The organism is Pontibacter liquoris (assembly GCF_022758235.1).
Lineage (GTDB): Bacteria > Bacteroidota > Bacteroidia > Cytophagales > Hymenobacteraceae > Pontibacter > Pontibacter liquoris.
Genome location: NZ_JALEBG010000003.1, coordinates 104,011 through 129,788, shown reverse-complemented (window position 1 = coordinate 129,788; position 25,778 = coordinate 104,011). Strand labels below are relative to the sequence as shown.

The window sequence follows — 25,778 nt, the reverse complement described above, 5'->3', positions numbered from 1 at the left end:
ACTACCTGAAACTTTAAAACCAAAAAACTGACTTATGTTGAACTGGCGGATAGAAGCCCTGCATCTCAAGCTGAAATATACCTGGAAGATTGCCCGCAATGCCTCCGATGAAAAAGTGAATTTCCTGGTGCAGGTAACTGATGGCACCTTCAACGGTTTTGGCGAGGCGGCGCCCAACGTGCGCTATGGCGAAACCCCGGAGCTGTTGCTGCAGCAGTACCAGGTGCTGCTGGCCGCGGGGCTACCCAATGTTAAAAGTATGGAAGACCTGCTGCAGCTGCTGCAGGAATACGCTCCGGCTAATGCGCTGCGCTTTGCTGTGGAATCGGCTTACCTGCATTATTACTGCCAGCACAAAGGCCTTGCCGTGCACCAGATGCTGGGGCAGGCGCCGCCCCGGCCGCAACCCACCTGCTACACGGTGCCCATTATGGAACCCGGCCAGGTGCAGGCCTTTATCACCAAGTATCAGCTTAACCGCTTCAGCAGCCTGAAGGTGAAGGTAAATCACGAGCTGGCTACCGACCTGGTGCAGGAGGTGCTGCGCGTGACGGACAGGCCGGTGGTGGTGGATGGCAACGAGAGCTGGCAGGAGCCCGATGAGCTGCTTGCCTTCCTCTCGCAGCTGGACCGCGAGCGGGTGTTGTTTATAGAGCAGCCCATGCCCGCTTCCTGTGCCGCCGCGTACGCGCACCTCAAACCCCTGAGTCCTTTTCCGGTGATAGCCGACGAGTCGGTGACCGATGCGGCTGATTTTGCATTGCTGCGCGAGCAGTTTCACGGCATCAACATAAAACTGATGAAAGCGGGCGGCTACTTAAATGCGGTACGCTTGTTGCAGTTAGCCCGCCAGCATCACCTCTCCACCATGATCGGCTGCATGGTGGAAACCACGCTAGGCATCTGGTCGGCCATGCAACTGAGCCAAAGCTTTGATTTTGCGGACCTGGACAGCTTTATGGTGCTGGAGCAGGAGCCCTTCGGCCTGGTGCACGAACAGGAAGGCGCCTTGTATCTGAAGTAAGTATAAGCCGCCTAGCGAATAAATGTCAGATCCGAGGCGGTCCCGGTTACATTTTTGCTGTAGCGGGTATGATGCCGTATGATATTCAGTTATTTGTGAAACTTTTTTAAAAAATTTGTGTTGATATGTTTGTACATTAAATGTATGTACATATATTTGTATCACCAATGCGCATGGCTATGAAGATAGAGGAGGAAATAAAGCAAAGTGCTTTCCAGAGCGAGTACCAGAAAGCTTATATCAATCTTGTGTATACTTCGGGTTGGCTGGGGCAGGAGCAGGCGGCACTTTTTAAGCCTTATGGGCTCACATTGCCGCAATTTAACATCCTGCGCATCCTGCGGGGGCAGTACCCGAAACCCGCCACCGTTAGCCTGCTGATTGAGCGGATGCTGGATAAAACCTCCAACGCCTCGCGCATTGTAGACAAACTGGAAGCCAAAGGCCTGGTAACGCGCAAGCAGTGCCCCGAAGACCGCCGCACGGTTGATGTGCTGATCACGGACAAAGGGCTGGCCTTGCTCGAGCAAATGAACGGCCTGGAGGGCGGCACAAGAACCGGCATCCGGAACCTGACTGAGCAGGAAGCCCAGGAACTGAACCGTTTGCTAGATAAGATCCGGGATTAAACACAAATAAAGAATCACAATAAAAACGCAATCATATACTTATAAAATGAAGAAAATTACAATTTTAGCCTCTTTAGCTGCCACGCTGTTCTTTACAGCAAATGCCGGCACATCAAAAGTTTCAACGCCTGCTTCGGCAACCACTGAAGTAGCTGCTCCTGCTAAAGGAAAAGCCTACAGCGTAGTAGCTGATAAAAGCGAACTAAAATGGCATGGCAAAAAAGTAACCGGCGAGCACTTCGGTAACTTTAAGCTGAAAAGCGGCGCGCTTAACATTGCCAACAACAAACTGGCAGGCGGTGAGTTTGTGATAGATATGACCTCTATCTCCAACACCGACATCCAGGATGCAGAGTACAAAGGCAAACTGGAGGGCCACCTGAAGTCAGATGACTTCTTTGGCGTGGAGAAATTCCCGACAGCTACTTTTAAAGTAACAAACGTGAAGCCGATTGCCAACGCCGCTGCCGGAAAGCCTAACTATACAGTTACAGGCGATCTGACCATCAAAGGAACGACTAACCCTGTTAGCTTCCCGGCCACTGTTACAGTGAACAAAGGCGTTGCCAACGCGAAAGCCGATATAACCGTAAACCGCGCCAAGTATGACGTGCGTTACGGTTCCGAAAGCTTCTTTGGTAGCCTGGGCGATAAGGCGATCTACGATGATTTCGTGGTATCGATCAACCTTACTGCCAAGCAGTAATCATCCTTTCTTATAGTTTTGATTTTCCGCTCCGGCTTAGCAATAGGCCGGAGCGGTTTTCGTTTGTGGCTTTTCGCCTTGAATGCCCTACCTTTGCCTGCGCTATACTTATTGGCCCTATACTTATTTGATTAAGGTGATACTTCTGAAGATGAAAAACTCCGCGACATTTTTCAGGCTGCCGGCTATACTTGGCACTGTGCTGCTGCTGATTTTGAGCAGTTGCGGCGGAGCCGATCAACCGGATGCCCGGCAACTCATCAGCCAGGCCGTGCAGGCACAGGGAGGCCAGAAGTATAACCAACGCATCCTCTCTTTTTCGCTGGATAACAAGCAATACCGGGCCCTAAACGACAGCGGCGCTTTTGTGTATAGCCGCACCTATACCGACACAACCGGCCAGCGCGTGTACGAGGTGCTGCGCAACAGCGGCTTTACCCGCAAACGAAACGAGGAAGAAGTACTTTTGCCGCAGCAGGAAACACAGGCTGCCGGCAGCGCTGTTTTAGCCACCATTCAAATGGCTATGCTGCCCTACCTGCCCCAGAACCCGGAAACAGAAAAAGCATACTTGGGCGAGGCCACCCTGCACGGGGAGCCCTACTACAAGGTGCTGGTAACAACGCAGGCCGCTGGCCTGCATCCGGCCCAGGAGTACCTGTTCTGGCTGCATCAGCAGCGCCATACCCTGGATTATGTAGCCAGCCGCGCTGTTGCAGAAGGGGAGGCCGGCCAGCCATACTTTGGGGTAGCGGTAAACGCCCGCCAAATGGAGGGCATCCGCTTTCAGGATTATCAGGTGTATGTTGCCAAAGAACCGCTTCCGCTGGAGAATTATGCCCGCGCCTACGAAGCCGGCAAGCTGGTGAAAGTAACTGAAACAAACCTGGAAAACATAAGCGTAAAGCCGCTCAACTAAAATTTTCGGGCTCGGGCTTCTACTTGTGAGTAGGAGTTTTGGAAGGGGCTGTCGCGTAAAGCAGGATTGCTGTTGCATTTTCGGCAAGCCACAGGGCAGGCAAGCCAATCATACTATCATTATACTTCTTATGCCACTTCAAAGGAGCGGGGCAAGCCGGCAGGCACGGGTTTGTTACGGCTGTGTATGTGCTCGAGCATCGTATCCAGCTCCGGTTTATACTCCAGGTGGTAGTCTTCGTGCAGGTTTTTACGGACAAGCTGCGTGGTGCGCAGCAGCAGGCGCGTGGTAGCGGTAAAAAAGCTTTTGTAATAGCTGTCGAACTGGCCGGTAAAGTTGTCGAAGATCAGGTGCAGGGTATAGAGGTGGAGGTCTGCTTCGGCTTTGGGATCTTTGGTGATGCGTTTAAACCGGGCAATTTCCTTTACGGCTTTGCGCAGGGCTTTGGCCAGCGCCTTGGCCAGGCTGCGGCCACTGGCCGTGAGCAGCAGCTCGTGAATGGTGTCTTTACTTTGCTCAAACAGCTCCTCCAGCGTAAGTTCTTCCAGCTCATAGCGCAGCAGATCGTAAAGCTCCGCATCGCGCCGTACCGCCTTCAGAATAATGGCTTCTTTTTCTTTGTCGCTCAGCTGCTTTACGGCTTTGCGGAAGGAGGGTGAGACAGTTGGCATATAAGGTATACGGGCGGTTTTATCCGGGTGTAAAAGACTATAAATGTATATGGCGACCACTTGTGTAGCCGCCATATACGAAAGTAAAAATTTTAAAGGTTATCGTCAAAATAATTGGTCACCTTCTGCATCAGGTGCACGCGGTCTTTGCCCCGCACATTATGCGGATGGCCTGGGTATACAAAGTAGTCGAGCTGGATGCCCTCGTCTACGGCCTTTTTGAGGTACGATAAACTATGCTGCCATACTACCACATCGTCTACCGTGCCGTGTATCAGCAGCAGCTTGCCTTTCAGGTCTTTCACATAGTTGAGCAGGTTGGCTTTATCGTAGCCTTCGGGGTTTTGCTGGGGCGTGTCCATATAGCGCTCGGTATACATGATCTCATAGAGTCTCCAGTCTATCACCGGCCCGCCGGCCACGCCTACTTTAAACACGCCGGGCGTGCGCGTCATCAGCGAAGTGGTCATAAAGCCGCCAAAGCTCCAGCCGTGTATACCCAACCGGTCCGCATCTACATAAGGCAGCGATTTGAGATATTCCACTCCTTTTAACTGGTCGGCCATCTCCACGGTGCCCAGCTGGCGGAAAGTGGCTTGCTCAAAAGCCAGGCCGCGGTCGCCGGAACCCCGCGAGTCAATGGTAAAGACAATGTACCCTTTCTGGGCCATCAGCTGCATCCACAGGTTAGAACCCGCCAGCCAGCTATTGGTAACCAGCTGCACATGCGGGCCGCCGTAGAGGTATACCACCACCGGGTATTTCTTGCTCTTGTCCATGTTAGGCGGTGTGATCATGCGGCTGTAGAGCACCGTGCCGTCGTCGGCTTTGAGTGGGAAAACCGTGGTGGTGCCCAGGGTATAAGCTGTGAGCGGATTTTTTGCCTTCAGCAGGGTTTGCTGTACTTTTCCGTCGTTGCCGAGCACCACAATGTTGCGGGGCACTTCGGTGCTGCTATACTCGTCCAACAGGTATTTGCCATCGGGGCTGAGTGTGGCCATATGCATGCCGCTGGCATTAGAGAGCTTCTCTGATTTGCCGTTGTGCAGGCTTACCTTGTAGAGATGGCGCTCCAGCGGGCTTTGTTTGGTAGAAGTATAGTATAGCTCGCGCCCTTTTTTGTCAAAGCCCAGCAGGTTGGTTACCATCCAGTTGCCACTGGTGAGCTGGCGCAGCAGTTTGCCGGCGGTGTTGTAGAGGTATAAATGATCGTAGCCGCTGCGCTCGCTCACCCACACAAACTGATCGTTTTTGCCGGGCACAAAGTATAAGCCGTGCTCGGGCTCCACATACTTGTCGTTTTTCTCCTCGAAAAGCGTTTTCACGAAAGCACCGGTGGCAGCGTCATACTGGTTTAGCTTCAGGTAGTTCTGATTGCGGTTCAGCACGGCAATGTAGACGTACTTTTCGTCGGGGCTCCAGGTTATGTTGGTCAGGTACTGCTCGGCCGGCTCGCCGGTTTTCAGGTACAGCGTGTTTTTGGTGGCCAAATTATAGATGCCGACGGTTGCCTGGTGGCTTTTATCGCCTGCCATAGGATACTTTATGTTCCGTACCTGGGCTGGGCGCGGGTTGATGTCCACAAGAGGGTAATCGGTTACCATGGTCTGGTCCATGCGGTAGAAGGCAAGTTGGCGGCCGCTAGGAGCCCAGAAGGTGCCCTTGGTGATGCCGAACTCCGAGCGGTGCGCCGCCTGACCATACACAATACCCGCGTTGGCCTCATGGCTAACCGCTACATCGGGTGCGCCCGGAGCAGACACGTACAGGTTGTTGCCTTTGGTATAAGCCACGCGCTGCTTGGTAGGGTCCAGGTCAGTGGTCTCTGCCGAGTCGGAAAAGGAGGTTACTACCTGCGCCTGGCCGGTGGTGAAGTTGTAGCGGTATACTTTGTTTTGCGTAACGGCCACAAAACTGTTAGCGTCTGCCCACTGTATGGCCGGGAAGCTTTTCAGCTGCTGGCCGCCGGCTGCCTGCAGGGCGCTGCTCAGCTTTGCCAGCGTCAGTACCTGGCTGGTTTTGGAGGAGGCTGCCGTGCCGCGCACCAGCACCTGCGCCTCGTTTTTGCCTTGCAGATACGTAAAGTCGCTGGAGCCCGCCACCCACGTGAGCTGGGGCAGGTTTTCGGGTTGCAGGGCCGGGTTGATGATGGCATCCTGCATGCTGAGCATTTTGGTTTGCGCCTGCAGCTGCCCGGAGGCGGCCATCAGCACAAACAGCCAAAGCAGCCGTTTAAAAGTAGAAGGTATAAGCATGATCACAAAGGTTTAGCGGTTGATGTTCGCGTAAGTAAATGATCCTGCAAGAAAGCAGGATTATCGGTAGGGAGCAAAAAAGAAGCCCTTTTGCAGCCCTACGCCAAGCAGTAGAATTGTGGCGCTGCCGGAATTATACGCCCGCCTGCGGTGTTTAAAACTATGCCGCATTCAGAAGGCGACCGAAGTGATTCCGGGCAGGCTTATACTTGGCCGGGGGCTTCTTAAAGTGCTTATTTTTTAGTAATTTTGGACTATGAATTGGGAGACAGAAATTTTACATAAAGAGGATGTGGTGGTGCTGGAGGAAAGCACCGACCTGCGCAACCTAGTAGTATACAACGATGATGTGAACACCTTCGATCACGTGATCGAGACACTGATCAAAGTATGCGGCCATACTGCCGAGCAGGCCGAGCAGTGCACGCTACTCATCCACTACAAAGGTAAATGTACGGTTAAAGTGGGCTCTTACGAGGAGTTGGAGGGCAAATGCACCGCCCTGCACGACAAATCGCTTTCGGCCAACATCGAATAAAGCGGGAGGTTCATGAATTTTCCGTCCAAACTGATTGAGAATGCCGTGGAAGAGCTGGCAAAGCTGCCCGGCATCGGCAGGAAAACAGCTCTGCGCCTGGCGCTGCATCTGCTCAAAGAAGAGTCGGAGGAGTCGTTTTCGCTGGCCGAGGCACTTGTGAAGATGCGCACCGAAGTAAAGCACTGCAAAGAGTGCCACAACATTTCGGATACCGAGATCTGTAACATCTGCGCCAACCCGCTCCGCGACCGCAGCCTGCTGTGCGTGGTGAGCGACATCCGCGATGTGATTGCCATTGAGAATACGTCGCAGTACAAAGGGCTTTACCACGTGCTGGGCGGCGTTATTTCACCGCTCGAAGGTGTGGGGCCATCCGATCTGCACATCGACTCGCTGCTTGAGCGACTGCCTGCTTCCGAAGTCAAGGAAGTGCTGCTGGCCATTAGCCCGACCATGGAAGGGGATACCACCGCCTTTTACCTGACGCGGAAGCTACGCGACAGTGCGGTCCGCATTACCACCATTGCCCGCGGCGTGCCGGTAGGTGGGGAACTGGAGTATACCGACGAAATAACATTGGGTAGAAGTATAGTAGAGCGCACCGCTTACGGCAGGGTTTAAAATATTTTTGCTGCAAGTCACGTTTTAAGAGCCTGGGTAAACGCCCGGGCTTTTTTATTTTTTTTCAGCGTTGCAGCCGGTATTTTGTGCGTTAAGAATAGATTTATCGCTATGTACTAATGTGATACGAGAAGCTTGTATCCAAAAGCGCCGTCCGGCAGTATCCTGAAAAAAGATGAAGGCATAACTTTTTTAGATAAATCATGTATTAAAGCATTGATTTCTATCCATACATCTGAATGCACCCTGCTTCCCGCGTCTTTCTATGTCCCCTTTAAATATAAACGGATTTCTATACAAGCTTCTATTTACCTGGCTGCTCCTGGCCATTTCATACCAGTGTGCCTGGGCACAATGTACCATGCCCACGGCGCCGGTCATCCAGACGGAAGGCACGACTAACACCATCTGTACCGGCGGTAGCCTGATCCTGAAAGTAGTGGATCCGGCTCCCCGCCCGGGTTTAAAGTATACCTGGAGCAACGGCACCACTGGCGTGGATCGCATCAACGTGACCAAGGCCGGAAAATATTCTGTGATCGTGACAGACGAGAATGGCTGTACGGGTACCTCCAATATAATAGAGGTAACACAAAGTAAAACGCTGAAGCGCCCGACAATTGAGGCCTCAGGGCCTACTTCGGTGTGCGAGGTGGGCAGCGTAACCTTGTCGGTGCCGGCAATTACCGGCGCCTCTTACGAATGGAAAAAGGATGGCGTAACCTTTGCCAAAGGCGTGAATAGCATTGTGGTAACAGAGCCAGGCGAATACACAATCTTGGAAACCAACCCCTGCGGACCGGTATACAGCCGGAATAAAGTTGACTTTATCATTGACCATCCCGTACCATCTTTTTCTGTCATCGCAGACGGCCCGCTGCAGTTCTGCCCCGGCGACAGTGTGATGCTTTATGCGCCCGATGTTCCGAACGCCACGTATGTCTGGAAAAAAGATGGCGTAGCATTCGGGGATAGCTTGCAGGAGCAGGCCATAAAAGAGGCCGGTACTTATACGGTAGAACTGGTAAACACCTGTGGCGTATTTGTCAGCAACAACAAATTGACGGCTGCCATCCTGCCGGCGCCTGTTCCGCCAAAAACAACCGGCGGCGGCGGTTGCAAAGATTCCCCGATAACACTTAAGGCCAGCGGCGGCACAAACGGCATGTACCGTTGGTATACCAGTGAGTTTGGCGGAACCCCCATTAAGGGCGCTGTGAACGATACTTTTGTGACTCCTCCGCTGCGCGAGAGCTATACGTACTATGTGGCCATTAGCAACGGCAGCTGCGATAGCTTCCGGACACCCGTAGAGGCTAAAGTGGAAGAGATCCCGCCTCAGCCAGCTATTACGTATACCGGCGCCCTTTCGGTTTGTAACGGGGAGGTTGTCCGGCTAGCCGGCCAGAAGATTGCGGGCGCCATTTACCAATGGAAAAAGGATGGCAAGATCATCCCCAATGCACAAGACAGCGTGTACTACGCCGCAGAGAGCGGCACTTACTCTCTGGAGTTCAGCAACCTTTGCGGAGCCAGAGCATCCTCTAAACCGGTAACAGTAGAGATACGGAAAGTGGTAACGCCGCCAACGGTGCAAAACGATGGTTCCTGTGAGCCTGCCAGCCTTACCCTGCTTGCTTTCGGCGGTGATGTGAACGGCTATCGATGGTATGAAAACCCGGTAAGTGCCGATCCGATCCCCAACGCTACAGGGGCCACGTTCGTAACCCCCAGACTCGAAAAGTCCCATACTTACTATGTGTCGGTGGTAAAGGACGGGTGCGAGAGTGAGCGCGTACCAGTAGAGGCGATCATCACCACGCCTCCGAAAGCAAATGCCGGCAAAACCGTGGTGATCGAGCAGGGGAAGGGCGCCGAGTTGCAGGGAAGCGGCGGTGTGCAGTATCATTGGGAGCCGGCCACCGGCCTGAGCAACCCCAACATTGCCAACCCGATTGCCAGCCCGCAGGAGACGATCACCTACCACCTGACGGTTACAAACGAAGCAGGCTGCCAGGATACCGCCTCTGTGGTAGTGCTGGTAGAAAAAGCCCTGAAGATTCCCAACGCGTTCTCGCCAAACGGCGATGGCGTGAATGATACCTGGCATGTGGGCGGCATAACCGAGTTCCCGGGCGTGAAGCTGGAAGTGTTTACCCGCTGGGGAAATAAGATATTTGAAAGTGATTCGTATCAGAACGAGTGGGACGGTACCTACCGGGGTAGCCGCTTACCCGAAAATACCTACATGTACATTTTTACACTACCGAGCAAACGGCAGATTACCGGCTACGTGAACCTTGTCCAATAGTATGAAAAGACCGCAACTGAAAACAATCCTACCCTTTCTGTTATGGATGGTTGTGTCGCTGGCAGCGATGGGGCAGCAAAAGCCGCAGTATAACCAGTACGTGATCAACAACTACTTGCTTAACCCCGCTATTGCGGGCATAGAGGAGTATGTGGATGTGAGAATAGGCGCCCGGCAGCAGTTCACCGGCGTAGACGGCGCGCCCTCTACCCAATATGTGAGTGCCCATATGCCGCTTGGTTATACCTCGTATGGCCACAACGACCGCAATGTGCAACAGGCCCCTTCGTTCAGCAGCCTGCGGAACAACCCGATGATCAAACCCAAGCCGCACCATGGCATCGGCCTGATGGTGGTGCATGATGAGATCGGGGCATTTTCCAGAACCGAAGCCAGCTTTGCCTATGCTTACCACCTGTTGCTGAGCAAAGAAATTAAGCTGGCAGCCGGAGCCTCGGCAGGCATTATACAGGAAAGCGTGAGTGCCAGCAAACTGGAGTTCTTCGACCCCGCGGACCCGACGGACGTGGACTGGAATGCTGTGAAGCCTAATCTGAACATGGGCCTCTGGCTGTACAGCAGCAACTTTTATGTGGGCGTATCGGGTGCTCAGTTGTTTGCCAACGATGTGCATTTCGATGATACAATAGATGACCGTAACCACCAGTCGCGCCATTATTTTGTAACGGGCGCCTATAAGTTCGAGCTGACCGACAGGCTCAGCCTGATTCCTTCGGTGATGGCCATGTGGGTGCAACCCCTGCCAGGCTCCATTGATTTTAATTTGCGGGGCGTATACGACAACCGCTTCTGGGTAGGCGGCTCTTACCGCGAGAACGGGAGCTTTGCCGCACTGGCCGGCGTAAACCTGAGCTCTACCTTTGATGTGGGTTACTCTTACGACACGGGTATGAGCGGACAGAACGGGGTGAACAGCGGCAGCCACGAAGTAGTGGTGGGTATCCGGCTGCTGAACAAGCGAAAAGTATTCTGCCCTTCCAACCTGTGGTAATCCGGAGTTCCCGGCCGCGCTTTATTTTGTCTTCACCTTAAACAACCGATAGGTGAGCCTCTGAGCAAGTATAAGCTGCTCAGAGGCTCACCTATCTCGATATTCCCGCCGGCACAACTGGCATGTCTGTTGCATAATCAGTAAATTGCCCGCTAAACGATCAACCAAATGTACGAACAAGAAGAGGTACGCCCTGTATTATCGGACCGAATTACTGCGCTGGCAGAATCACAGACGATTGCAATGGCCAAAAAAGGCCGCGAACTGGCGGCACAAGGGTATGATGTAATTAACCTGAGTTTCGGGGAGCCTGACTTCCAGACACCAGACTATATAAAAGAGGCCGCCAAGCAGGCCATCGACGAAGGGTTCACCTTTTACACGCCTGTGGCCGGTATTCCGGAGTTGCGGCAGGCTATTGCTGATAAGTTTCTGCGCGATAACAACTTAACGTATAAGCCCGAGAATATTGTGGTTTCGACCGGCGCCAAGCAAAGTATAGCCAACGCGGTGCTGTGCCTGGTAAACCCCGGCGACGAAGTGATCATCCTTTCACCTTACTGGGTTTCTTACGAAGAGATCGTGAAGCTGGCAGAGGGCGTGCCTGTGCCGGTGCAGGGACGACTGGAAAATGACTATAAAGTAACGGCAGAGCAGCTGGAAAACGCCATCACGTCCAACACCAAGCTGGTCATGTATTCTTCGCCCTGCAACCCTACCGGTGCCGTGTTCAGTGCCGAAGAGCTGCTGGCTATGGCCACGGTGCTGCAGAAGCATCCGCAGGTACATGTTATTGCCGACGAGATCTACGAATACATCAATTTTGAAGGGCACCACGCCAGCATGGCCAGCATCGACTTTATCCGCGACCGGGTAATCACGGTGAATGGCTTTTCAAAAGGTTATGCCATGACGGGCTGGCGGGTAGGTTACCTGGCCGCCACAAAGGAAATAGCTTCGGCCTGTGATAAAATGCAAAGCCAGATCACGTCCGGCACTAACTCCATTGCCCAGAAAGCAGCCACTGCAGCCCTGCTGGGCGGAAGCGCCTCCTCGCTGGAAATGACGGAAGCATACCGCCGCCGCCGTGACCTGGTGCTGGACCTGATGGCCGATATCCCGGGCTTTAAGACCTATGTGCCCAGCGGCGCGTTTTATATCTTCCCGGACGTGAGCTATTACTTTGGCAAACAATACGAAGATATAACCATTGCTTCTGCCCTGGATTTAAGTATGTACCTGCTGAGCGATGCCCACGTGGCGCTGGTAAGTGGCGAAGCATTCGGTGCGCCGCAGTGCATCCGCTTCTCTTACGCTACCTCCGACGATAAATTGGTGGAGGCCTTGCGGCGCATTAAAAACAGCCTGGCAAAGCTTCAATAATGAATCAGATTACAAGTTTAGAAGATATCTTTTCGGCATTTAACAGGCTACGTGTGCTAGTAGTGGGCGACGTGATGATCGACTCCTACCTATGGGGCAAATCTACGCGTATCTCGCCGGAAGCGCCGGTGCCGATCGTGAACCTGGTGAAGCGCGAGCAACGCCTGGGCGGCGCGGCCAACGTAGCTCTGAACGTGCAGGCTATGGGCGCCATGCCCCTGCTTTGCTCGGTTATTGGCAACGACCAGGACGGGGCAGATTACCTGCGCCTGATGGCCGAGAAAGGCCTGCCTACCGAGGGCATTGTGCAGAGCCCCGAGCGGGTGACCACGATCAAGCACCGGGTCATTGCCGGGGCCCAGCAATTGCTGCGCATCGATTCGGAGATAGAGCACAACCTGTCGGAAAAGGAAGAGCAGCAGCTGGAGGCACGCTTTCTGCAGCTGCTTGAAAAGGCGGACGTGGTGATCTTCGAGGATTATGACAAAGGCGTTTTTTCTGCCCAAAACATCCAGCGGTTTATTTCGCTGGCCAAGGCGCGCGCCATTGCCACCGTGGTAGATCCTAAAAAGAAGAACTTCCTGAGTTATGTGGGTTGCACGCTCTTTAAGCCAAACCTGAAAGAACTGAAGGAAGGCTTAAAGCTGGACTTTGCAGACGAGGACCAGGCTGATTTTGAACAGGCTGTGGTGCAGCTGCAGGACCGCCTGCAAACCAGCCAGGTGCTGGTCACGCTGTCGGAGCGGGGCGTTTTTGTAGCCGAGGGCGCCACCAAGACCTATATCGAAGCGCACCGCCGCGCCATCTCGGATGTGTCGGGTGCCGGCGATACGGTGATCAGCATCGCTGCCCTGTGCATGGCCCTTAAAACGTCGCTGCCCTTTATGGCTGGCCTGAGTAACCTGGGCGGTGGTCTGGTTTGCGAGCAGGTAGGCGTAGTACCCATAAACAGGCAGCGCCTGCTGGAGGAAGCCCGCCGTATCAGGCTATTTGAAACCCATGAACACAGAGTCGCTTAACAGACGCTTATACGATACCAAGTTGTTGGCGTATTCCATTATGCGCAAAACAACGTATGTGCTTACCATTCTTTCGGTTGGGTTGCTGTTGTATGCGCATGGCGTGGTAGAAGACCCCAAAGAGCTGCAGCAGCTGTATTATATCATTGATGGCATCCTGGCGGTATTCGTGGTGATATACTTCCTGCGGATCCTGTATACCTTTGAGCGCGTCAAGTTCCTGCGGCGCACCTGGTTTGAGGGCCTGTTGATGGGCATCATCTTCCTTAACCAGTTTTGCACCTATGTGCTGGGCATTCCGCTTATCTACAATGTTTTCGAAAGTATAGGCATTCCCCTTTCAGTGGAACTGTACCGGGCGGCCGTATCGCTTTACATGCTGGTGCTGCTGGTCGTGGAACTAGTGGAGACAAGGATCTACCTGAAAACCATTCAGCTCAAGCCATCGTTTGTTTTCATCCTGAGCTTTATCTTCCTGATTTTTGCAGGAGCGGGGATCCTCATGCTTCCCCGGATGACGAATGTACCGAACGGCATACGCTTTATCGATGCGCTGTTTATGTCCACAAGCGCCTCCTGCGTTACGGGCCTGGCCGTAGTAGACCCCGGCACTTACTTCACCTTTTCGGGGCAGGTGGTGCTGTTGCTGCTGATCCAGATGGGCGGCCTTGGTATACTTACGTTCACCACCTTTTTTATTTCGCTGATGCGGCAGGGAGTAGGGATTAAACAGCACGTGGCCATGCACGAGATACTGGAAAGTGAGTCGCTGATTACGAGCAAGCACATGTTCCGCAACCTGGTTTTACTTACGTTTGCTATCGAAGGGCTGGGGGCTGTTGCCGTCTTCCTGACCTGGGGGCCACAGGCGCAGTTTACCGACCTGGGCAGCAAAATCTTCTTCTCGGTTTTCCATTCGGTTTCCGCGTTCTGTAACGCCGGTTTTTCCCTTTACCCGCAGGGGCTTTACACCGAGCCCATCCGCTATTCGTATGTGCTGCACCTGGTTATAGCCATGCTCATCATCTTCGGCGGCCTGGGCTTCCCGACCATTGTGGATGTGTTTTCCCCGAAAGCCATGCGCGAGCGGCTCGCATCGCCCTGGAAGGAATGGAAGATGCTCTCGCGGATAACCATTTACGTATCGGCTGCGCTGCTGGCCCTGGGAACTGTCGGGTTTTTCTTTCTGGAGTATTATAACACCCTGTCAGACAAAAACCTGGCCGAGGCGCTGGTCACCTCCTTTTTTCAGTCTACCACCACCCGTACGGCCGGTTTCAACACCGTGGATATCTCGGCGCTCACTGTGCCCACCATGCTGCTTTTTATTTTCCTGATGTTCATCGGTGGTTCTCCTGGTTCCACGGCGGGCGGCATCAAGACCACTACTTTTGCTGTCATCCTGCTGGCCGTGTCCACCACCATCCGCAACAAGCGGCACCTGGAAATAGGCCGGCGCACTGTTCCGCACTCGGTTGCTTATAAAGCGTTTTCGGTCTTTACATTTGCCGTGCTCCTGAACATGGTTTTCCTGTTTATACTTACCATTTCAGATGCGCAGTATGATGTTATAAAGCTGGCGATGGAGCAGGTATCCGCTTTTGCAACCGTGGGCCTGAGCACAGGTATAACAGCCGGCTTATCGGATGTGGGTAAAACGGTCATTATCCTGTCGATGTTTATTGGCCGGGTGGGGACCATTACGCTGGCCGTGGCCTTAAGTACCCGAACGAAATCGACCAGTTATAAATACCCGGAAACACACCTGGTGGTAGGCTAAAGGCCTTGAAGTTAGAAAGTCAGAGAGCTTGAAGTTAGAAAGTCAGAGAGCTTGAAGTTAGAAAATCAGAGAGTTAGAAAATTAGAAAGTTAACTGAAAATAGGGGCAAACGGGTTAGTATACCTATGCAATTATAAAACAAAAAGGCCTGCTCGTAAAAGCAGGCCTTTTTTATATACTATTCGCTTTCAGGGTATGATCAGTGATTACGCAGGCTGCCATATTCCTTTACCGTTTGCACAAAGCATTTCACTTTTTCCGGGTCGGTATCCGGGTACACGCCGTGCCCAAGGTTGGCAATGTGGCGATGCGGCCCGAACTCCTTCAGCATCCGGATCGTGTCGTGCTGGATGGTGTCGAAAGAGCTGTAAAGCAGGCAAGGGTCCATGTTGCCCTGCAGGGTTTTGTTCGGGCCTACCAGCTGCCGAACCTTTGCGGGTTCCATATTCCAGTCCAGGCCAATGGTCTCGCAGTTAAGCTGTGCAAAATCCTCGAGGGCAAAAAAGGCGCCTTTGGCAAATATCGTGACCGGCACATTGCGGATAGCATTGCAGATCTCGGCAATGTAAGGCAGGGCAAAGGTACGGTAGTGCGCCGGCGAAAGAATGCCCGCCCAGGAATCGAACACCTGGATCAGGTTGGCACCGGCCTCTACCTGTGCTTTCAGGTAGGCAATAGTCGTGTCGGTGATCATGCGCAGCAACTGATGCGCCAGCGCAGGGTTAGTATACAACATGCCGCGCGCATGCGAAAATGTTTTAGAGCCGCTGCCTTCCACCATATACGCCAGGATCGTCCAGGGAGCCCCGGCAAACCCGATCAGCGGCACACGGCCGTTCAGGGCACGCTTGGTAACCCGGATAGCTTCCAGCACATAATGCAAGTGCTCGTGCGGGTCGGCAATACGCAGGTGTTTAAGGTCTTCTTCGGTGCGGATGGTTTTAGGAAAGTATGGCCCCCGCTTTTCCACCATCTCGTATGTGCAGCCCATTGCTTCCGGCACTACCAGAATATCAGAGAAGATAATGGCAGCGTCCACATCCAGGATATCCACTGGTTGGATAGTGACCTCGGCAGCCAGCTCGGGCGTTTCTACCAGCTCTTTAAAACCACTCAGGCTGTTGCGCACAGCCCTGTATTCCGGTAAAATGCGGCCCGCCTGGCGCATGAGCCAGACCGGGGTACGCTCCACCACCTCGCCTTTGGCGGCTCTTATAAGCAGATCGTTTTTCAGTTGCATGGCGCAAAGATAAGGAAATTAGATTTGAAAATTTTAAGATGAGTAAATTTGGAAATGCCCCATAGTCGCTAACCGAAACCCTGGCAGCAAACTGCTTTAGGTGGTTAAGATTGAAGGAAGCTCAGATAGATGCTTTAGCAATGTTTCAAGTTGCAGGCTATTAAATCATCTTCCCATCTTCAAACTACCTACCGTCCGGTAAAGAACAAGGCATAAATAGCCGATACGATGAAGTTAACGCCAATAGAGAGTACGATAAAGCCCATGATGCGGGAAAGGGCTGCCAGCCCGGACTTGCCCATGTAACGGGTAAGCTGGTGCGAGAAGCGCAGGATGATGTAGGAAACAATTGCCAGCAGCACGATCGCCACCAGGATCAGCGTCATGTCCAGGTAAGAGAGCGACGTGGTATACATGGCGATACTTACCGCAATGGCGCCGGGACCGGAAAGCATGGGCATGGCCAGCGGGGTGAACGAAATATCTTCTTTCTGCTGCCCTTCTTCCACCACATCCGACGAGATCTTCTTCTTGCTGGCACCGGGGGTAAGTAAATCAAACCCCGCGCGCATGATCATCAGGCCGCCGGCTATGCGCAGGTCGTGGATGCGGATGCCGAAAAAGTTTAGCACATACTGGCCCGCCAGGAAAAACACCGCCAGAATGCCCACCATGTATAAACATGCCTTGAGGGCCTGCTGGTTGCGTTGCAGGGGAGTGTCGTCCTGGGTAAGCGTAAGAAATACCGGCATGGCGCCGAAAGGATTTACAACAGAGAACAGGGCCGAGAACGTGGCAAGTATGATTTCCATGGGCAAGCGAACAGTAGGCAAAGGGTTGATCTTAAAATTAGGTGAATTGTGATGCAATGCAAAAGCTTTTTCTGCAGAATAGCCTGAAAGGTTACATTTCCGTGACGGAAGGTGTTAGGGGGAACTTCTTGTTAGCACATACTATTTTGTGCTTTCGGGTGTTTAGTTGCGGGGCGCTAAGGAGAATATCTTCAGGCAAGGGGCATAAAAATAGCGTGCCTGTCGTATTTTGTCTTTTGTCTCTGCTCTTTATGCGTATTTTTGAGAAACAATCACCCAAAAGCATTACCATACATGAAAGGAGAAGTAAAGCTGGGCATACTGGGCGGCGGGCAGCTGGGCCGCATGCTGCTGCAGGCCGGACTGGATTTTAACCTCTATACCCTGGTGTTGGACCCCGACGAGAATGCCCCCTGCAAAGACCTTTGCAACGAGTTCTTCGTGGGCAGTTTCCGCGATTACGACACCGTCTATGAATTCGGCAAAAACTGCGACGTGCTCACCATCGAGATCGAGCACGTGAACTGTGATGCCCTGCAACAGCTGGAGCTGGAAGGCGTAAAGGTTTACCCTGATGCCCGCACGGTGCGCACCATACAGGACAAAGGCCTGCAAAAAGAGTTTTTCCACAAACACAACATACCAACCGCTGATTTTATACTTGTAGCGGATAAGACCGAGCTAACAGAACAGCAAGCCTTTCTGCCCGCTTTTCAGAAGTTGCGCCGCGAAGGGTATGATGGCCGGGGCGTAACCCGCTTAACAAATAACGCAGACTTTGGAAAAGCCTTCGAAGAACCGTCAGTGCTGGAGAAACTCGTGGATTTTGAAAAAGAGCTTTCCGTGATCGTGGCCCGCAACCCCAGCGGCGAAGTAACCGCTTTTCCGGTGGTGGAACTCAGCTTCCATCCCGAGCACAACCTGGTAGACTCGCTTTTTGCACCGGCCAATATCCCGTACAAACTCCAGCGTCATGCCATCGAAATTGCCACTCGTGTGATCGAAGCCTTTGGGATGGTAGGAATACTTGCCGTGGAAATGTTTCTGACAAAGGACGGCGCCATCCTGGTAAATGAAGTGGCCCCGCGGCCACACAACAGCGGTCACCACACGATCAAAGCAAACTATACCTCGCAATACGAGCAGCACCTGCGCGCGATAACCGGCCTGCCGCTGGGCTCCACCGAGATCCAGTGTGCCGCCGTGATGCTGAACCTGCTGGGAGAGCCGGGTTATGATGGCGAGGCAACGTATGAGGGCCTGCAGGAGGCGCTGGCCGTACCGGGCGTATACATCCACCTGTATGGTAAAAAGTTTACCCGGCCGGCCCGCAAAATGGGACATATCACCGTGCTGGGACAGACCCTGGAAGAGGCGCAGCAACGTGCTGCGTCGGTAAAAAATGTGATCAAAGTAAAAGCATAAAAACGAATGGCCGAAGAAACCACAACTGCACCCCAGCCCCAGGTGGGCATTATCATGGGCAGCCAGTCTGATTTGCCTGTGATGGAGGCTGCTGCCGAAATTCTGGACACCCTGGGCGTACCCTATGAGCTGACCATTGTGTCGGCGCACCGCACCCCCCACCGCATGATCGAGTATGCGGAAACTGCCCGTAAAAAAGGCCTGAAAGTGATCATTGCCGGCGCCGGCGGAGCCGCGCATTTGCCGGGTATGGTGGCCTCGCTCACTACCTTGCCCGTTATCGGTGTGCCGGTAAAATCAAGCAACTCCATCGATGGGTGGGATTCGGTCTTGTCGATTTTGCAGATGCCGGGCGGTATTCCCGTCGCCACGGTTGCGCTGAACGGTGCCCAGAATGCCGGCATCTTGGCTGCCCAGATCCTGGGTACAAGCAATGCCGTGGTAGCAGACAGGCTGGAGAAGTATAAAACAGGTCTGAAAGAAAAGGTAATGCGCGCAGTAGACGAGCTCCGTCGCGGCGACAGGGATCTGGACTAATAAGCTGTGCCCGGGTGCCATCGGGTTATAGCCGGTTTTAAAGTAAATAGCTGAATGCAAGCCTGTAATCTGGGCGTGGGTAAACTTCCTGTAAAATTTGTATAACCTTGCTGCGTTGGTGAGAGTAAATGGGTACGATTAATGGAAAGCTATTCTTTTCTATTAATATATTTTAATTGATGTATATATACTTGAAAATAAATATTCATCTTTAAACTGGTTCACCTTAATGTCATCAAAAACAAGGCTTTTATGCAGAGGTTATTTTTAAGGATATTGTATGTTTTTACAGCTATCAAATACCCTTCTATGCATGGTAAGCTGCAGCGTTATATCCGGGATAATTATTATAGCAGGTTATATCAGATCAGGTATTGCATTCAGGACTATTATATAAAGAAGAAGTATAAGGTGATTGAGTTCCGGCAGGAATTCCAGCAGGAACTTACATTTGTGCTGCCTTTTGCTTACTGGCACCATCTGAACGGGACCTTGAAAAAGACTATTTCCTGTGCAGATACCAAAGACTTTTATTTCTTTAGTGAAGACCACGAAGAACGGTATACCTACAGGGTGTGGAAGTCCGAGGATAATCCGTATGCGGTGCCCAACATGGCGCACTCCTATACGTTTAGCTTTAAAAAGTGGGCGCGGGTGCCGCTAAAGGAGCATTTTACAAACGATATTTTCCTATTTGAAAAGCCCATCCTGGTGATCGCCAACAAGTATAACGTGGAGTGGGATGGCGCACCCATCAATTTTTTTGACTACCCCACGCTTTATAAGATCATCTCCACTTATAAAGACAGGTACCAAATCATTTACAACAGGCCCGAGCCGGACCATATTGTGCTGGATAACAGCGAGATACTGGACATGAAAGAACACGCTGCTATCCGGCAGGACCACCCGGAGGTGCTGCTGATGAGCGACCTGTTTAAAGCGTATAAGGAGAAGGTAAACAGCTTTAACCACCTGCAGCTGCTGGTGTATGCCAACTGCAGCCATTTTGTGTCGGTGCACGGCGGCACGGCGGCCCTGGCAAGTTATTTTGGTGGCACAAACATTGTCTTTTCAAAGCGCGGCATCGAGCATTATTTCAAAGAGTTTTCCTCTATTTTCCCGGCCCTGTCGGGCGCCAACGTGCTGCATGCCAAAACAGAAGCCGACGTATTCCGCTACCTGGAAGCGCATTATTAAGCCTTTCTTTTCAGACTTGCTTTTTGAAGGTGATGGCCAGGTATAGCAGCCCGATTTTGGCGTAAAGCCGGGGGCTGCGGTGCATTTTGAGCACCTGCTTCACGTTAGCCTGCACATGGCTGAAATTACGGGAGGCATTCCAGAGGCGCTTGGCTATTTTAAGGCCATAGTTGGCATAGTAGGTGCGGGATTTCTGAAGCACCGCTTTCCGGTGAGCTGCCGGCAAATGCGCTTCCACCATTTTCATGGCTCGTGTCAGATCCTGCAGGTATTGCCCGGTTACAAACATCTTCCCCGAAATAGAGGTCGTATGCCTGCGGTAATCGGCCAGCACCTCGGGCGTGTAAGCCACAGGGTAATGCCGCGCAATGCGTACCCACATCTCCCAGTCTTCGGCGTACGTCATACCATAAAAGGCCCCCAGCTTTTCGTATACTTCGCGGCGCACGGTCATGGCTGCATACTGTATACGCTGGTGCTCGCCAATACGCAGGAGCCAGTTAGCTAATATCCCGGCTTCAGGCATTTCAGGTTTGGGCAGGTAAATATCCCGCTCTTTGTCGAAGGTATTGAACCGGCAGAAGGCGGCGCCGGCTTCCGGATACGTTTCCAGCAGCGCGCCGATCTTCTCGTAATAGCCCGGCCTTACTTTGTCATCGCCGTGCAGCAGGTGCACCAGTTTGCCGCGGGCACGGTTCAGGCAGGCTTCAAAGTTCCGCAGGCTCCCCACGTTCCGGGGTTGCCGGAAGTAGGTGATCCGTCCCTGCCCAATGCGGCTTACCAGGGCTGCGACGTCGGCATCGCTGCTGGCGTCGTCTACCACTTCTATCTGCATATCCGGGCGCGCGAGGGCCTGTTGCAGAACGCTTTCCAGCGTTTCGGGCAAGTACTCGGAGCAGTTGTAAACCGGGATCATAACAGACCAGAGCGGGCGTTCTTCGCCGTCGGGTAGCGGCCTGATAACAGGGGGTGCGGAAGGGATGTCGTGCATGTAAACGGTAATTGCAGCAGGTTTTAACGTGAAAACGGTCGGAAAGATATAACAAATTTAACGGCCATCTTGGTTGCAACGGTATAAGCAACATGCCCGGCAGGCGTTTGATTGTTATATTTTCATAAAGCCCGCCGGCCAGGTATACGGCCAGCAATGCACGGCAGGACCGGAGGAACAGATGAATTTATACTTTAATATCGGTATATAGCTGGTTTTAGTTAATTATAGCTGGATTTTTAAAACCTATATGTATAAAATAAGTAAATGTTTATACCTGATGCGAAACTTGATTTAGACAGGACCCATACGTTATATGCCCACTTTATCTCCTACACAACCCTCCACTATACTTGAGTATAAGCCCCAATTGGACGGACTCCGGTTTTTTGCTGTGCTTACCGTGCTTTTCTACCACTTCCTGCCCATGTACCAGCTCATTGGCCAGTTGCTGGATATCGGGGTGCTGCTGGTTTTCTTTTTTGTGCTGAGCAGTTACCTGATCACCAAAATACTGCTTACCGGCAAAGACAAAGGGCTGGCAGCGGGCTATGGAAAAGCGAAGATCGGGCTGGTGTTTTTGATGCGCCGGACCATCCGGATTTTCCCGGCATACTACTTTTACCTTTGCATTCTGTTGCTCATCCCGGCAGCGGATTATGTGCGCGAAAATGCCGGCACCTATTTTCTTTACGTATCAAATTACGAGATCTTTTTCTCGCAGCAGTGGGGCGAATTGACAGCGCATATTTGGACGCTGGCCGTGGAGGAGCAGTTTTATATTATCTGGCCCTGGGTCATCCTGTTAACACCAAAGCGCCACCTGCCCAAGGTGCTGTACGTGATCATTGCCTGTGGCATCCTGTCGCGCATCATCCTTTACAACGTGCTGGATGCACCTGCCACTGAAAACGTGACATTGTTGGTGCTCACCCCTACCTGCCTCGATGGCTTCGGCTTTGGCGCCCTGCTGGCCTACCAGCATTATTATTACGGTAGCTCGATCAGGCGCATCTGGCGGAAGGTGTTTCTCGTGGCGCTGGCGGTCTGGGTAGCCACGGTATTTTTGAAAAATCCTGCCATTTCGATTGTATACGACCGGGTGTTTATTTCGCTGTTTGCCATGTTCATCATTGAGGGAGCTAACATAGGCTATAAGAACTTCTTTGGCCGCGTGCTGGAGCACCCTGTGGTGCTATACCTGGGCAAGATCAGCTATGGCATTTACCTCTACCACATCCTGGCAGTATACCTGTTCTGGCAAGCGTTTGATTTCATAACGCAGGATATACACAGGGTAGCCGGCATCCGTATGTCTCGGATCGTTGAATTTCTGGTACAGCCCTGGGTTTGCTTCCCTATCTATGTGGCGCTTTCTATTGGTTTTGCCATTGCTTCCTGGTATCTGCTCGAGAAGCCGATCAATAACTTAAAGCGCTTCTTTATCTATACTTCCTCCAAGAAAGCAGTTCCGGCCGTGGCGCAGCCAGCACTGGTTAGTAGCAGCTCCGTGCCAGCTGAGATGCAAGAGCGTGTGGTACCTGCAAAGCAGTAGGCTATACTTGCAGCTAGCCGTAGGAGGAAAGCAGCCTTGTGACCCGCGCGTTCCGCCGGTTGCAAGGCTGCCTAAATATCAGCTACTGATTAGATAAAATGCACATAAAGCAGACTGGCGCCCCTTAGCACTTTAAAAGTATAAGGGGCGCCGGTCTGCTTTATGACACAGCTGGTTGATGCTGGAGCGGCGTTAGGAGAGGAGTTTTTTCTTCAGTTTCTTCAGCAGGTATTTGGAATAGCCTAGCTTAATAAATAGGGGAATACCCTTGTGCGGCGGCAGATTCTCGAGAAAGTAACGGGCAATGAAGCGGCGTTTATACATGGCAGCCATTTTCATGGCTGCGACATCCCGGTTCACGTTTTCTTTCGCAAGCATATACCCGGTCAAGCGGTCGAGTTCGCGTATGCAGGCCAGCACGCTGCTTATACTTTGCTCTGCCAGCAATGGCGCAAAATTATGTTGCAGGCACTCCACGTAACTTTCCGGCAAAGTATACTGCTCGCCGGCATAGTAGCGGAAGTTACGCAGCAATTGCTCCTGCTGCGCCTGCGCGTATTCCTCTTTGCGAAGCACCTGGTGCAGGCTTTGGTCCGTTACACGGTAATCGAGCAATACCTCGGGCAGGTTATAGATCTTATACTTGCGTGAGAGCTGCCAGAACAACTCGAAGTCTTCGGAATAAGCCGCCGTATACATGCCCACCTCCTGCACGGCATCCTTGCGGTACATCACCGTGGGGTGATAGATCCAGCAGATAAAGGTGAGGTTGTAGTAATAATATGCGCTTTCGAATACGTCCTGGCGGATAAATTTGCCATCTTCTGAAATTACCCGCACCAGGCTCGAAACCATCGCGCAGTCGGGGTGAGCCAGCAGGTAATCATACTGCTTTTGCAGCCGGTCAGGGTAGCTGATATCATCGGCATCCATGCGGGCAATGTATGGCGCTGCCGCCAGTTCGATGCCTTTGTTCAGCGTCGGGCTAATGCCCAGGTTCTGCTCGTTCTGGTAAAAGCGGATGCGGGGATCGGTGTACGATTGCACAATGGCAACGCTCTCATCCCGGGAACCATCATCCAGTATCAGCAGCTCAAAATCCGTGAAGGTCTGCTGCAGCATGCTGTCAATGGCCTCGCGCAGGAATTTGGCGGCGTCATAAACCGGCATCAGCACCGTAATGCGGGGTGTTGTTGCTTTCTCCATCGGCTCTAAATGCTTTGTTTGAGGATGCGCCTCAGTCGGGCAGGTAGCGTGTTGGTCAGGTAATGCAGCCGGGGATGATGATAAGGATGCAGCGCCTTGCGCAGGAGCTTTTCAAGGCCCGGGTCTGTTGCCTGTTGCTGCTGCAGGTAGGCTGCAAACCACTCCAGGAAAAACCGGCGCACGGCATGATACTGTCCATCGGCGTGCACCCATTGCACAATAGAGCCTTCGCGCTGCCGGTACAGGTTATTACAGGCCGAAGAAATATAGACGCTCTCCTTCAGGTATACTTTGTTCAGAAAGGCCTGGTCTTCGTACAAGGCATACTTTTTAGTAAAAGACTCCTCAAAACCACCCACACGGGCAATGGCGTCCTTTGTGAGCATCAGCCCGGAAGGGCAGGGGGCCGCACCGCTGCTCAAGGGGTAGAGGTGGCTGAACAGCTCTGCAGGCCCGTATACTTTGTCCTGGGGAGCGCCCACCGAAATGGGAACGTCCTTTTTGGTGGCATCGGCCCAGCTATACCAGTAGGTGGATGCTTCTGCTACCATAGCTATACCGGGGTGGCGCTGAAAAATAGCGACCTGCTGCGCCAGTTTGGCGGGCAGCCATACATCATCGGCATCCAGGCAGGCAATAAGCGCTCCTTTGGCCTGGCGTATCCCCTCGTTGCGGCTGGCGCTTAACCCTTTGTTCACATGGCCGGCATGCTCGCAATAAATTATTTGCGCTGGGTAACTGGCAGCATATTTTTGCGCGATTGCCGTGCTTCTGTCCGAAGAGCCATCATCGACTAGCAGCAGTTCCCAGTTTTGATATTCCTGGTGCAGCACACTTTCAATGGCTTCTTCCAAAAACCGCTCCTCATTCAGAAAAGCAAGCACAACGGATACAAGGGGTAAGGTATGGGCAGACATGGGTTCGTGTTATATTATTTCCATTGGTTTAGCATGGCCGAAAAGGCCGTGGCATCCCAGTTTTTTGCCTGCACCCGGCCAAGGCTATAAAGCGGCGTGCGGTGGGTTACAGGTTTTTCTTCGGTAGTAAAGGCAGCCAGGAAGTTCATTTCGGCTGCTACCGCTATGGTGTCTTTGTTATAGTTGCCATAAGGGTAGGCCAGCAGGTTAGGCTGCCGGCCGGTTAGCTTTTGCAGGTACTGGGTGTTGCGCAGCAGCTCTTGTTGCTGGTAGGCAGGCGCATGGAAGGCCAGCGCCGGGTGCGATGCCGTGTGTGCTCCCACCGTCAGCAGCGGGCTCTTGTGCAGCTCCAGCAGCTGCGCTTCCGACATACTTTGGTATTCCGGCCGTGCGGCCGGGGTGGCGCCGGCCCATTGCCGGATATGCGCCATCACCTCCTGCTGGTTTTGGTCAGGCAGTGGTTTAATGGCTTCCCACAAAGTATAGAACAGCTCGCTGCGCCGGGTGGGTGGCGCCTCATCACAGGCCTTCCAGCGGTTGTTCTGCTGTCGGAGTAGCTCGTTCAGCGCTGTTTCCTGCAGCAAGTCGAATACGATCCTGTTGCCGTTAAGCGTCATATCCAACTGCTGGGGCAGGTGTTCCGAGAACAGGAGCAGGTATTCCAGCTCATCCCACCAGAACTCAGCTGTTTTGCCGATGTTAACGGACGTGATAAAGAAGGTAGCCGGTAACCAGTATTTCTCCAGCAGCGGCTTTGCCACCAGAAAGTTGTCCACATACCCGTCATCGAACGTAATGGCCACGCTGTTTTTGGGGACTTTGCCCTGCTTTATCCCTTCGGCCAGCTCCTGCAACGGGATCACATTTTTGGTTCTCCGGAGCACCTGCAGCTGCTGTTCAAAGTTTTCGGGGCTTACGGCAATGTCCCATATATCCGACTCGGAGGCCGACACACGATGGTACATCAACACCAGCGCCCGGTGCTCAAAGTGCTTTTTGAGGAAAGCGCGCAACGCGGTTTTCACAG

At 52.7% G+C, this 25,778-nt stretch carries 23 protein-coding genes; 15 read left to right on the top strand and 8 right to left on the bottom strand.

Annotated features, from left to right (window positions below; all coding sequences use genetic code 11):
• Positions 1-34: 34 nt before the first annotated feature.
• The 4 genes from LWL52_RS17555 (at position 35) to LWL52_RS17540 (ending at position 3,278) form a co-directional block, all read left to right on the top strand.
• On the top strand, positions 35-1,024 hold the full coding sequence (locus LWL52_RS17555; RefSeq protein WP_242922512.1) for a dipeptide epimerase: 990 nt from the start codon (positions 35-37) through the stop codon (positions 1,022-1,024).
• 173 nt (positions 1,025-1,197) lie between these two features.
• The gene (locus LWL52_RS17550; protein WP_367615722.1) at positions 1,198-1,653 is read left to right on the top strand and encodes a MarR family winged helix-turn-helix transcriptional regulator; all 456 of its coding nucleotides are present in this window, start codon (positions 1,198-1,200) and stop codon (positions 1,651-1,653) included.
• A 46-nt stretch (positions 1,654-1,699) separates the two neighbouring features.
• A complete protein-coding gene (locus tag LWL52_RS17545; protein WP_242922511.1) occupies positions 1,700-2,359 on the top strand; it encodes a YceI family protein in 660 nt (219 codons plus the stop codon).
• Between the two features lie 151 nt (positions 2,360-2,510).
• Positions 2,511-3,278 carry a DUF6503 family protein gene (locus tag LWL52_RS17540; RefSeq protein ID WP_242922509.1) on the top strand — a complete coding sequence of 256 codons (768 nt, stop codon included), beginning with the start codon at positions 2,511-2,513 and terminating at the stop codon, positions 3,276-3,278.
• A 128-nt stretch (positions 3,279-3,406) separates the two neighbouring features.
• On the opposite strand, the gene LWL52_RS17535 is transcribed toward LWL52_RS17540, so the two are convergent.
• Positions 3,407-3,949, bottom strand: coding sequence for a hypothetical protein (locus tag LWL52_RS17535; RefSeq protein ID WP_242922507.1), 543 nt, complete (start codon positions 3,947-3,949; stop codon positions 3,407-3,409).
• Positions 3,950-4,041: 92 nt separating this feature from the next.
• Positions 4,042-6,204 (bottom strand): S9 family peptidase, encoded by a 2,163-nt coding sequence (locus LWL52_RS17530; protein WP_242922505.1) that lies wholly within the window; start codon positions 6,202-6,204, stop codon positions 4,042-4,044.
• Between the two features lie 256 nt (positions 6,205-6,460).
• Here LWL52_RS17530 and LWL52_RS17525 point away from each other — a divergent pair, with 256 nt between their 5' ends.
• The 7 genes from LWL52_RS17525 to LWL52_RS17495 all read left to right on the top strand — a co-directional run bounded on the left by LWL52_RS17525 (position 6,461) and on the right by LWL52_RS17495 (position 14,868).
• Complete coding sequence (locus LWL52_RS17525; RefSeq protein WP_242922503.1) at positions 6,461-6,742, top strand: ATP-dependent Clp protease adaptor ClpS; 282 nt, start codon at positions 6,461-6,463, stop codon at positions 6,740-6,742.
• A gap of 12 nt (positions 6,743-6,754) precedes the next feature.
• Positions 6,755-7,363, top strand: a complete 609-nt coding sequence (gene recR / locus LWL52_RS17520) for a recombination mediator RecR (RefSeq protein ID WP_242922501.1) — start codon at positions 6,755-6,757, stop codon at positions 7,361-7,363.
• A 265-nt stretch (positions 7,364-7,628) separates the two neighbouring features.
• Complete coding sequence (locus LWL52_RS17515) at positions 7,629-9,674, top strand: T9SS type B sorting domain-containing protein (protein ID WP_242922493.1); 2,046 nt, start codon at positions 7,629-7,631, stop codon at positions 9,672-9,674.
• 1 nt (position 9,675) lies between these two features.
• A complete protein-coding gene (locus tag LWL52_RS17510) occupies positions 9,676-10,686 on the top strand; it encodes a PorP/SprF family type IX secretion system membrane protein (protein ID WP_242922491.1) in 1,011 nt (336 codons plus the stop codon).
• A gap of 168 nt (positions 10,687-10,854) precedes the next feature.
• Positions 10,855-12,069 (top strand): pyridoxal phosphate-dependent aminotransferase, encoded by a 1,215-nt coding sequence (locus LWL52_RS17505; RefSeq protein ID WP_242922489.1) that lies wholly within the window; start codon positions 10,855-10,857, stop codon positions 12,067-12,069.
• The gene (locus LWL52_RS17500) at positions 12,069-13,088 is read left to right on the top strand and encodes a bifunctional heptose 7-phosphate kinase/heptose 1-phosphate adenyltransferase (RefSeq protein ID WP_242922487.1); all 1,020 of its coding nucleotides are present in this window, start codon (positions 12,069-12,071) and stop codon (positions 13,086-13,088) included. Before LWL52_RS17505 ends, LWL52_RS17500 begins: the two co-directional genes overlap by 1 nt.
• A complete protein-coding gene (locus LWL52_RS17495; protein WP_242922485.1) occupies positions 13,069-14,868 on the top strand; it encodes a TrkH family potassium uptake protein in 1,800 nt (599 codons plus the stop codon). Before LWL52_RS17500 ends, LWL52_RS17495 begins: the two co-directional genes overlap by 20 nt.
• Before the next feature lie 199 nt (positions 14,869-15,067).
• On the opposite strand, the gene hemE is transcribed toward LWL52_RS17495, so the two are convergent.
• Positions 15,068-16,108: a uroporphyrinogen decarboxylase gene (gene hemE / locus LWL52_RS17490; RefSeq protein WP_242922483.1), complete on the bottom strand. Its 1,041-nt coding sequence runs from the start codon at positions 16,106-16,108 to the stop codon at positions 15,068-15,070.
• Between the two features lie 188 nt (positions 16,109-16,296).
• Entirely contained in the window at positions 16,297-16,920 is a 624-nt protein-coding gene (locus tag LWL52_RS17485; RefSeq protein ID WP_242922481.1) for a MarC family NAAT transporter, read from the bottom strand.
• Positions 16,921-17,214: 294 nt separating this feature from the next.
• Between LWL52_RS17485 and LWL52_RS17480 the strand changes: the two genes are divergently transcribed.
• From LWL52_RS17480 to LWL52_RS17470, 3 genes are all read left to right on the top strand, one after another.
• Entirely contained in the window at positions 17,215-18,345 is a 1,131-nt protein-coding gene (locus LWL52_RS17480) for a 5-(carboxyamino)imidazole ribonucleotide synthase (protein WP_242922478.1), read from the top strand.
• 6 nt (positions 18,346-18,351) lie between these two features.
• Positions 18,352-18,882 (top strand): 5-(carboxyamino)imidazole ribonucleotide mutase, encoded by a 531-nt coding sequence (gene purE, locus LWL52_RS17475; protein ID WP_242922476.1) that lies wholly within the window; start codon positions 18,352-18,354, stop codon positions 18,880-18,882.
• Between the two features lie 309 nt (positions 18,883-19,191).
• Positions 19,192-20,082, top strand: a complete 891-nt coding sequence (locus LWL52_RS17470; RefSeq protein ID WP_242922474.1) for a hypothetical protein — start codon at positions 19,192-19,194, stop codon at positions 20,080-20,082.
• Positions 20,083-20,092: 10 nt separating this feature from the next.
• Here LWL52_RS17470 and LWL52_RS17465 read toward each other — a convergent pair whose 3' ends face one another.
• Positions 20,093-21,073, bottom strand: coding sequence for a glycosyltransferase family 2 protein (locus LWL52_RS17465; RefSeq protein WP_242922472.1), 981 nt, complete (start codon positions 21,071-21,073; stop codon positions 20,093-20,095).
• Positions 21,074-21,389: 316 nt separating this feature from the next.
• Here LWL52_RS17465 and LWL52_RS17460 point away from each other — a divergent pair, with 316 nt between their 5' ends.
• Entirely contained in the window at positions 21,390-22,628 is a 1,239-nt protein-coding gene (locus LWL52_RS17460; RefSeq protein ID WP_242922470.1) for an acyltransferase family protein, read from the top strand.
• Between the two features lie 192 nt (positions 22,629-22,820).
• Here the strand turns inward: LWL52_RS17460 and LWL52_RS17455 are convergent, their stop codons facing one another.
• From LWL52_RS17455 to LWL52_RS17445, 3 genes are read right to left on the bottom strand one after another with little or no spacing between them, the layout of a single operon-like run.
• Positions 22,821-23,834: a glycosyltransferase family 2 protein gene (locus LWL52_RS17455; RefSeq protein WP_242922468.1), complete on the bottom strand. Its 1,014-nt coding sequence runs from the start codon at positions 23,832-23,834 to the stop codon at positions 22,821-22,823.
• Positions 23,835-23,839: 5 nt separating this feature from the next.
• On the bottom strand, positions 23,840-24,751 hold the full coding sequence (locus tag LWL52_RS17450; RefSeq protein ID WP_242922466.1) for a glycosyltransferase family 2 protein: 912 nt from the start codon (positions 24,749-24,751) through the stop codon (positions 23,840-23,842).
• Positions 24,752-24,765: 14 nt separating this feature from the next.
• A complete protein-coding gene (locus LWL52_RS17445; protein WP_242922464.1) occupies positions 24,766-25,776 on the bottom strand; it encodes a polysaccharide deacetylase family protein in 1,011 nt (336 codons plus the stop codon).
• Between the last annotated feature and the right edge of the window lie 2 nt (positions 25,777-25,778).

What these genes read in the sequence shown, in the direction of transcription:
- LWL52_RS17555 (WP_242922512.1), top strand. Translation starts at nt 35, where the DNA reads ATGTTGAACTGGCGGATAGAAGCCCTGCATCTCAAGCTGAAATATACC.
- LWL52_RS17550 (WP_367615722.1), top strand. Translation starts at nt 1,198, where the DNA reads ATGGCTATGAAGATAGAGGAGGAAATAAAGCAAAGTGCTTTCCAGAGC.
- LWL52_RS17545 (WP_242922511.1), top strand. Translation starts at nt 1,700, where the DNA reads ATGAAGAAAATTACAATTTTAGCCTCTTTAGCTGCCACGCTGTTCTTT.
- LWL52_RS17540 (WP_242922509.1), top strand. Translation starts at nt 2,511, where the DNA reads ATGAAAAACTCCGCGACATTTTTCAGGCTGCCGGCTATACTTGGCACT.
- LWL52_RS17535 (WP_242922507.1), bottom strand. Translation starts at nt 3,949, where the DNA reads ATGCCAACTGTCTCACCCTCCTTCCGCAAAGCCGTAAAGCAGCTGAGC.
- LWL52_RS17530 (WP_242922505.1), bottom strand. Translation starts at nt 6,204, where the DNA reads ATGCTTATACCTTCTACTTTTAAACGGCTGCTTTGGCTGTTTGTGCTG.
- LWL52_RS17525 (WP_242922503.1), top strand. Translation starts at nt 6,461, where the DNA reads ATGAATTGGGAGACAGAAATTTTACATAAAGAGGATGTGGTGGTGCTG.
- recR (WP_242922501.1), top strand. Translation starts at nt 6,755, where the DNA reads ATGAATTTTCCGTCCAAACTGATTGAGAATGCCGTGGAAGAGCTGGCA.
- LWL52_RS17515 (WP_242922493.1), top strand. Translation starts at nt 7,629, where the DNA reads ATGTCCCCTTTAAATATAAACGGATTTCTATACAAGCTTCTATTTACC.
- LWL52_RS17510 (WP_242922491.1), top strand. Translation starts at nt 9,676, where the DNA reads ATGAAAAGACCGCAACTGAAAACAATCCTACCCTTTCTGTTATGGATG.
- LWL52_RS17505 (WP_242922489.1), top strand. Translation starts at nt 10,855, where the DNA reads ATGTACGAACAAGAAGAGGTACGCCCTGTATTATCGGACCGAATTACT.
- LWL52_RS17500 (WP_242922487.1), top strand. Translation starts at nt 12,069, where the DNA reads ATGAATCAGATTACAAGTTTAGAAGATATCTTTTCGGCATTTAACAGG.
- LWL52_RS17495 (WP_242922485.1), top strand. Translation starts at nt 13,069, where the DNA reads ATGAACACAGAGTCGCTTAACAGACGCTTATACGATACCAAGTTGTTG.
- hemE (WP_242922483.1), bottom strand. Translation starts at nt 16,108, where the DNA reads ATGCAACTGAAAAACGATCTGCTTATAAGAGCCGCCAAAGGCGAGGTG.
- LWL52_RS17485 (WP_242922481.1), bottom strand. Translation starts at nt 16,920, where the DNA reads ATGGAAATCATACTTGCCACGTTCTCGGCCCTGTTCTCTGTTGTAAAT.
- LWL52_RS17480 (WP_242922478.1), top strand. Translation starts at nt 17,215, where the DNA reads ATGAAAGGAGAAGTAAAGCTGGGCATACTGGGCGGCGGGCAGCTGGGC.
- purE (WP_242922476.1), top strand. Translation starts at nt 18,352, where the DNA reads ATGGCCGAAGAAACCACAACTGCACCCCAGCCCCAGGTGGGCATTATC.
- LWL52_RS17470 (WP_242922474.1), top strand. Translation starts at nt 19,192, where the DNA reads ATGCATGGTAAGCTGCAGCGTTATATCCGGGATAATTATTATAGCAGG.
- LWL52_RS17465 (WP_242922472.1), bottom strand. Translation starts at nt 21,073, where the DNA reads ATGCACGACATCCCTTCCGCACCCCCTGTTATCAGGCCGCTACCCGAC.
- LWL52_RS17460 (WP_242922470.1), top strand. Translation starts at nt 21,390, where the DNA reads ATGCCCACTTTATCTCCTACACAACCCTCCACTATACTTGAGTATAAG.
- LWL52_RS17455 (WP_242922468.1), bottom strand. Translation starts at nt 23,834, where the DNA reads ATGGAGAAAGCAACAACACCCCGCATTACGGTGCTGATGCCGGTTTAT.
- LWL52_RS17450 (WP_242922466.1), bottom strand. Translation starts at nt 24,751, where the DNA reads ATGTCTGCCCATACCTTACCCCTTGTATCCGTTGTGCTTGCTTTTCTG.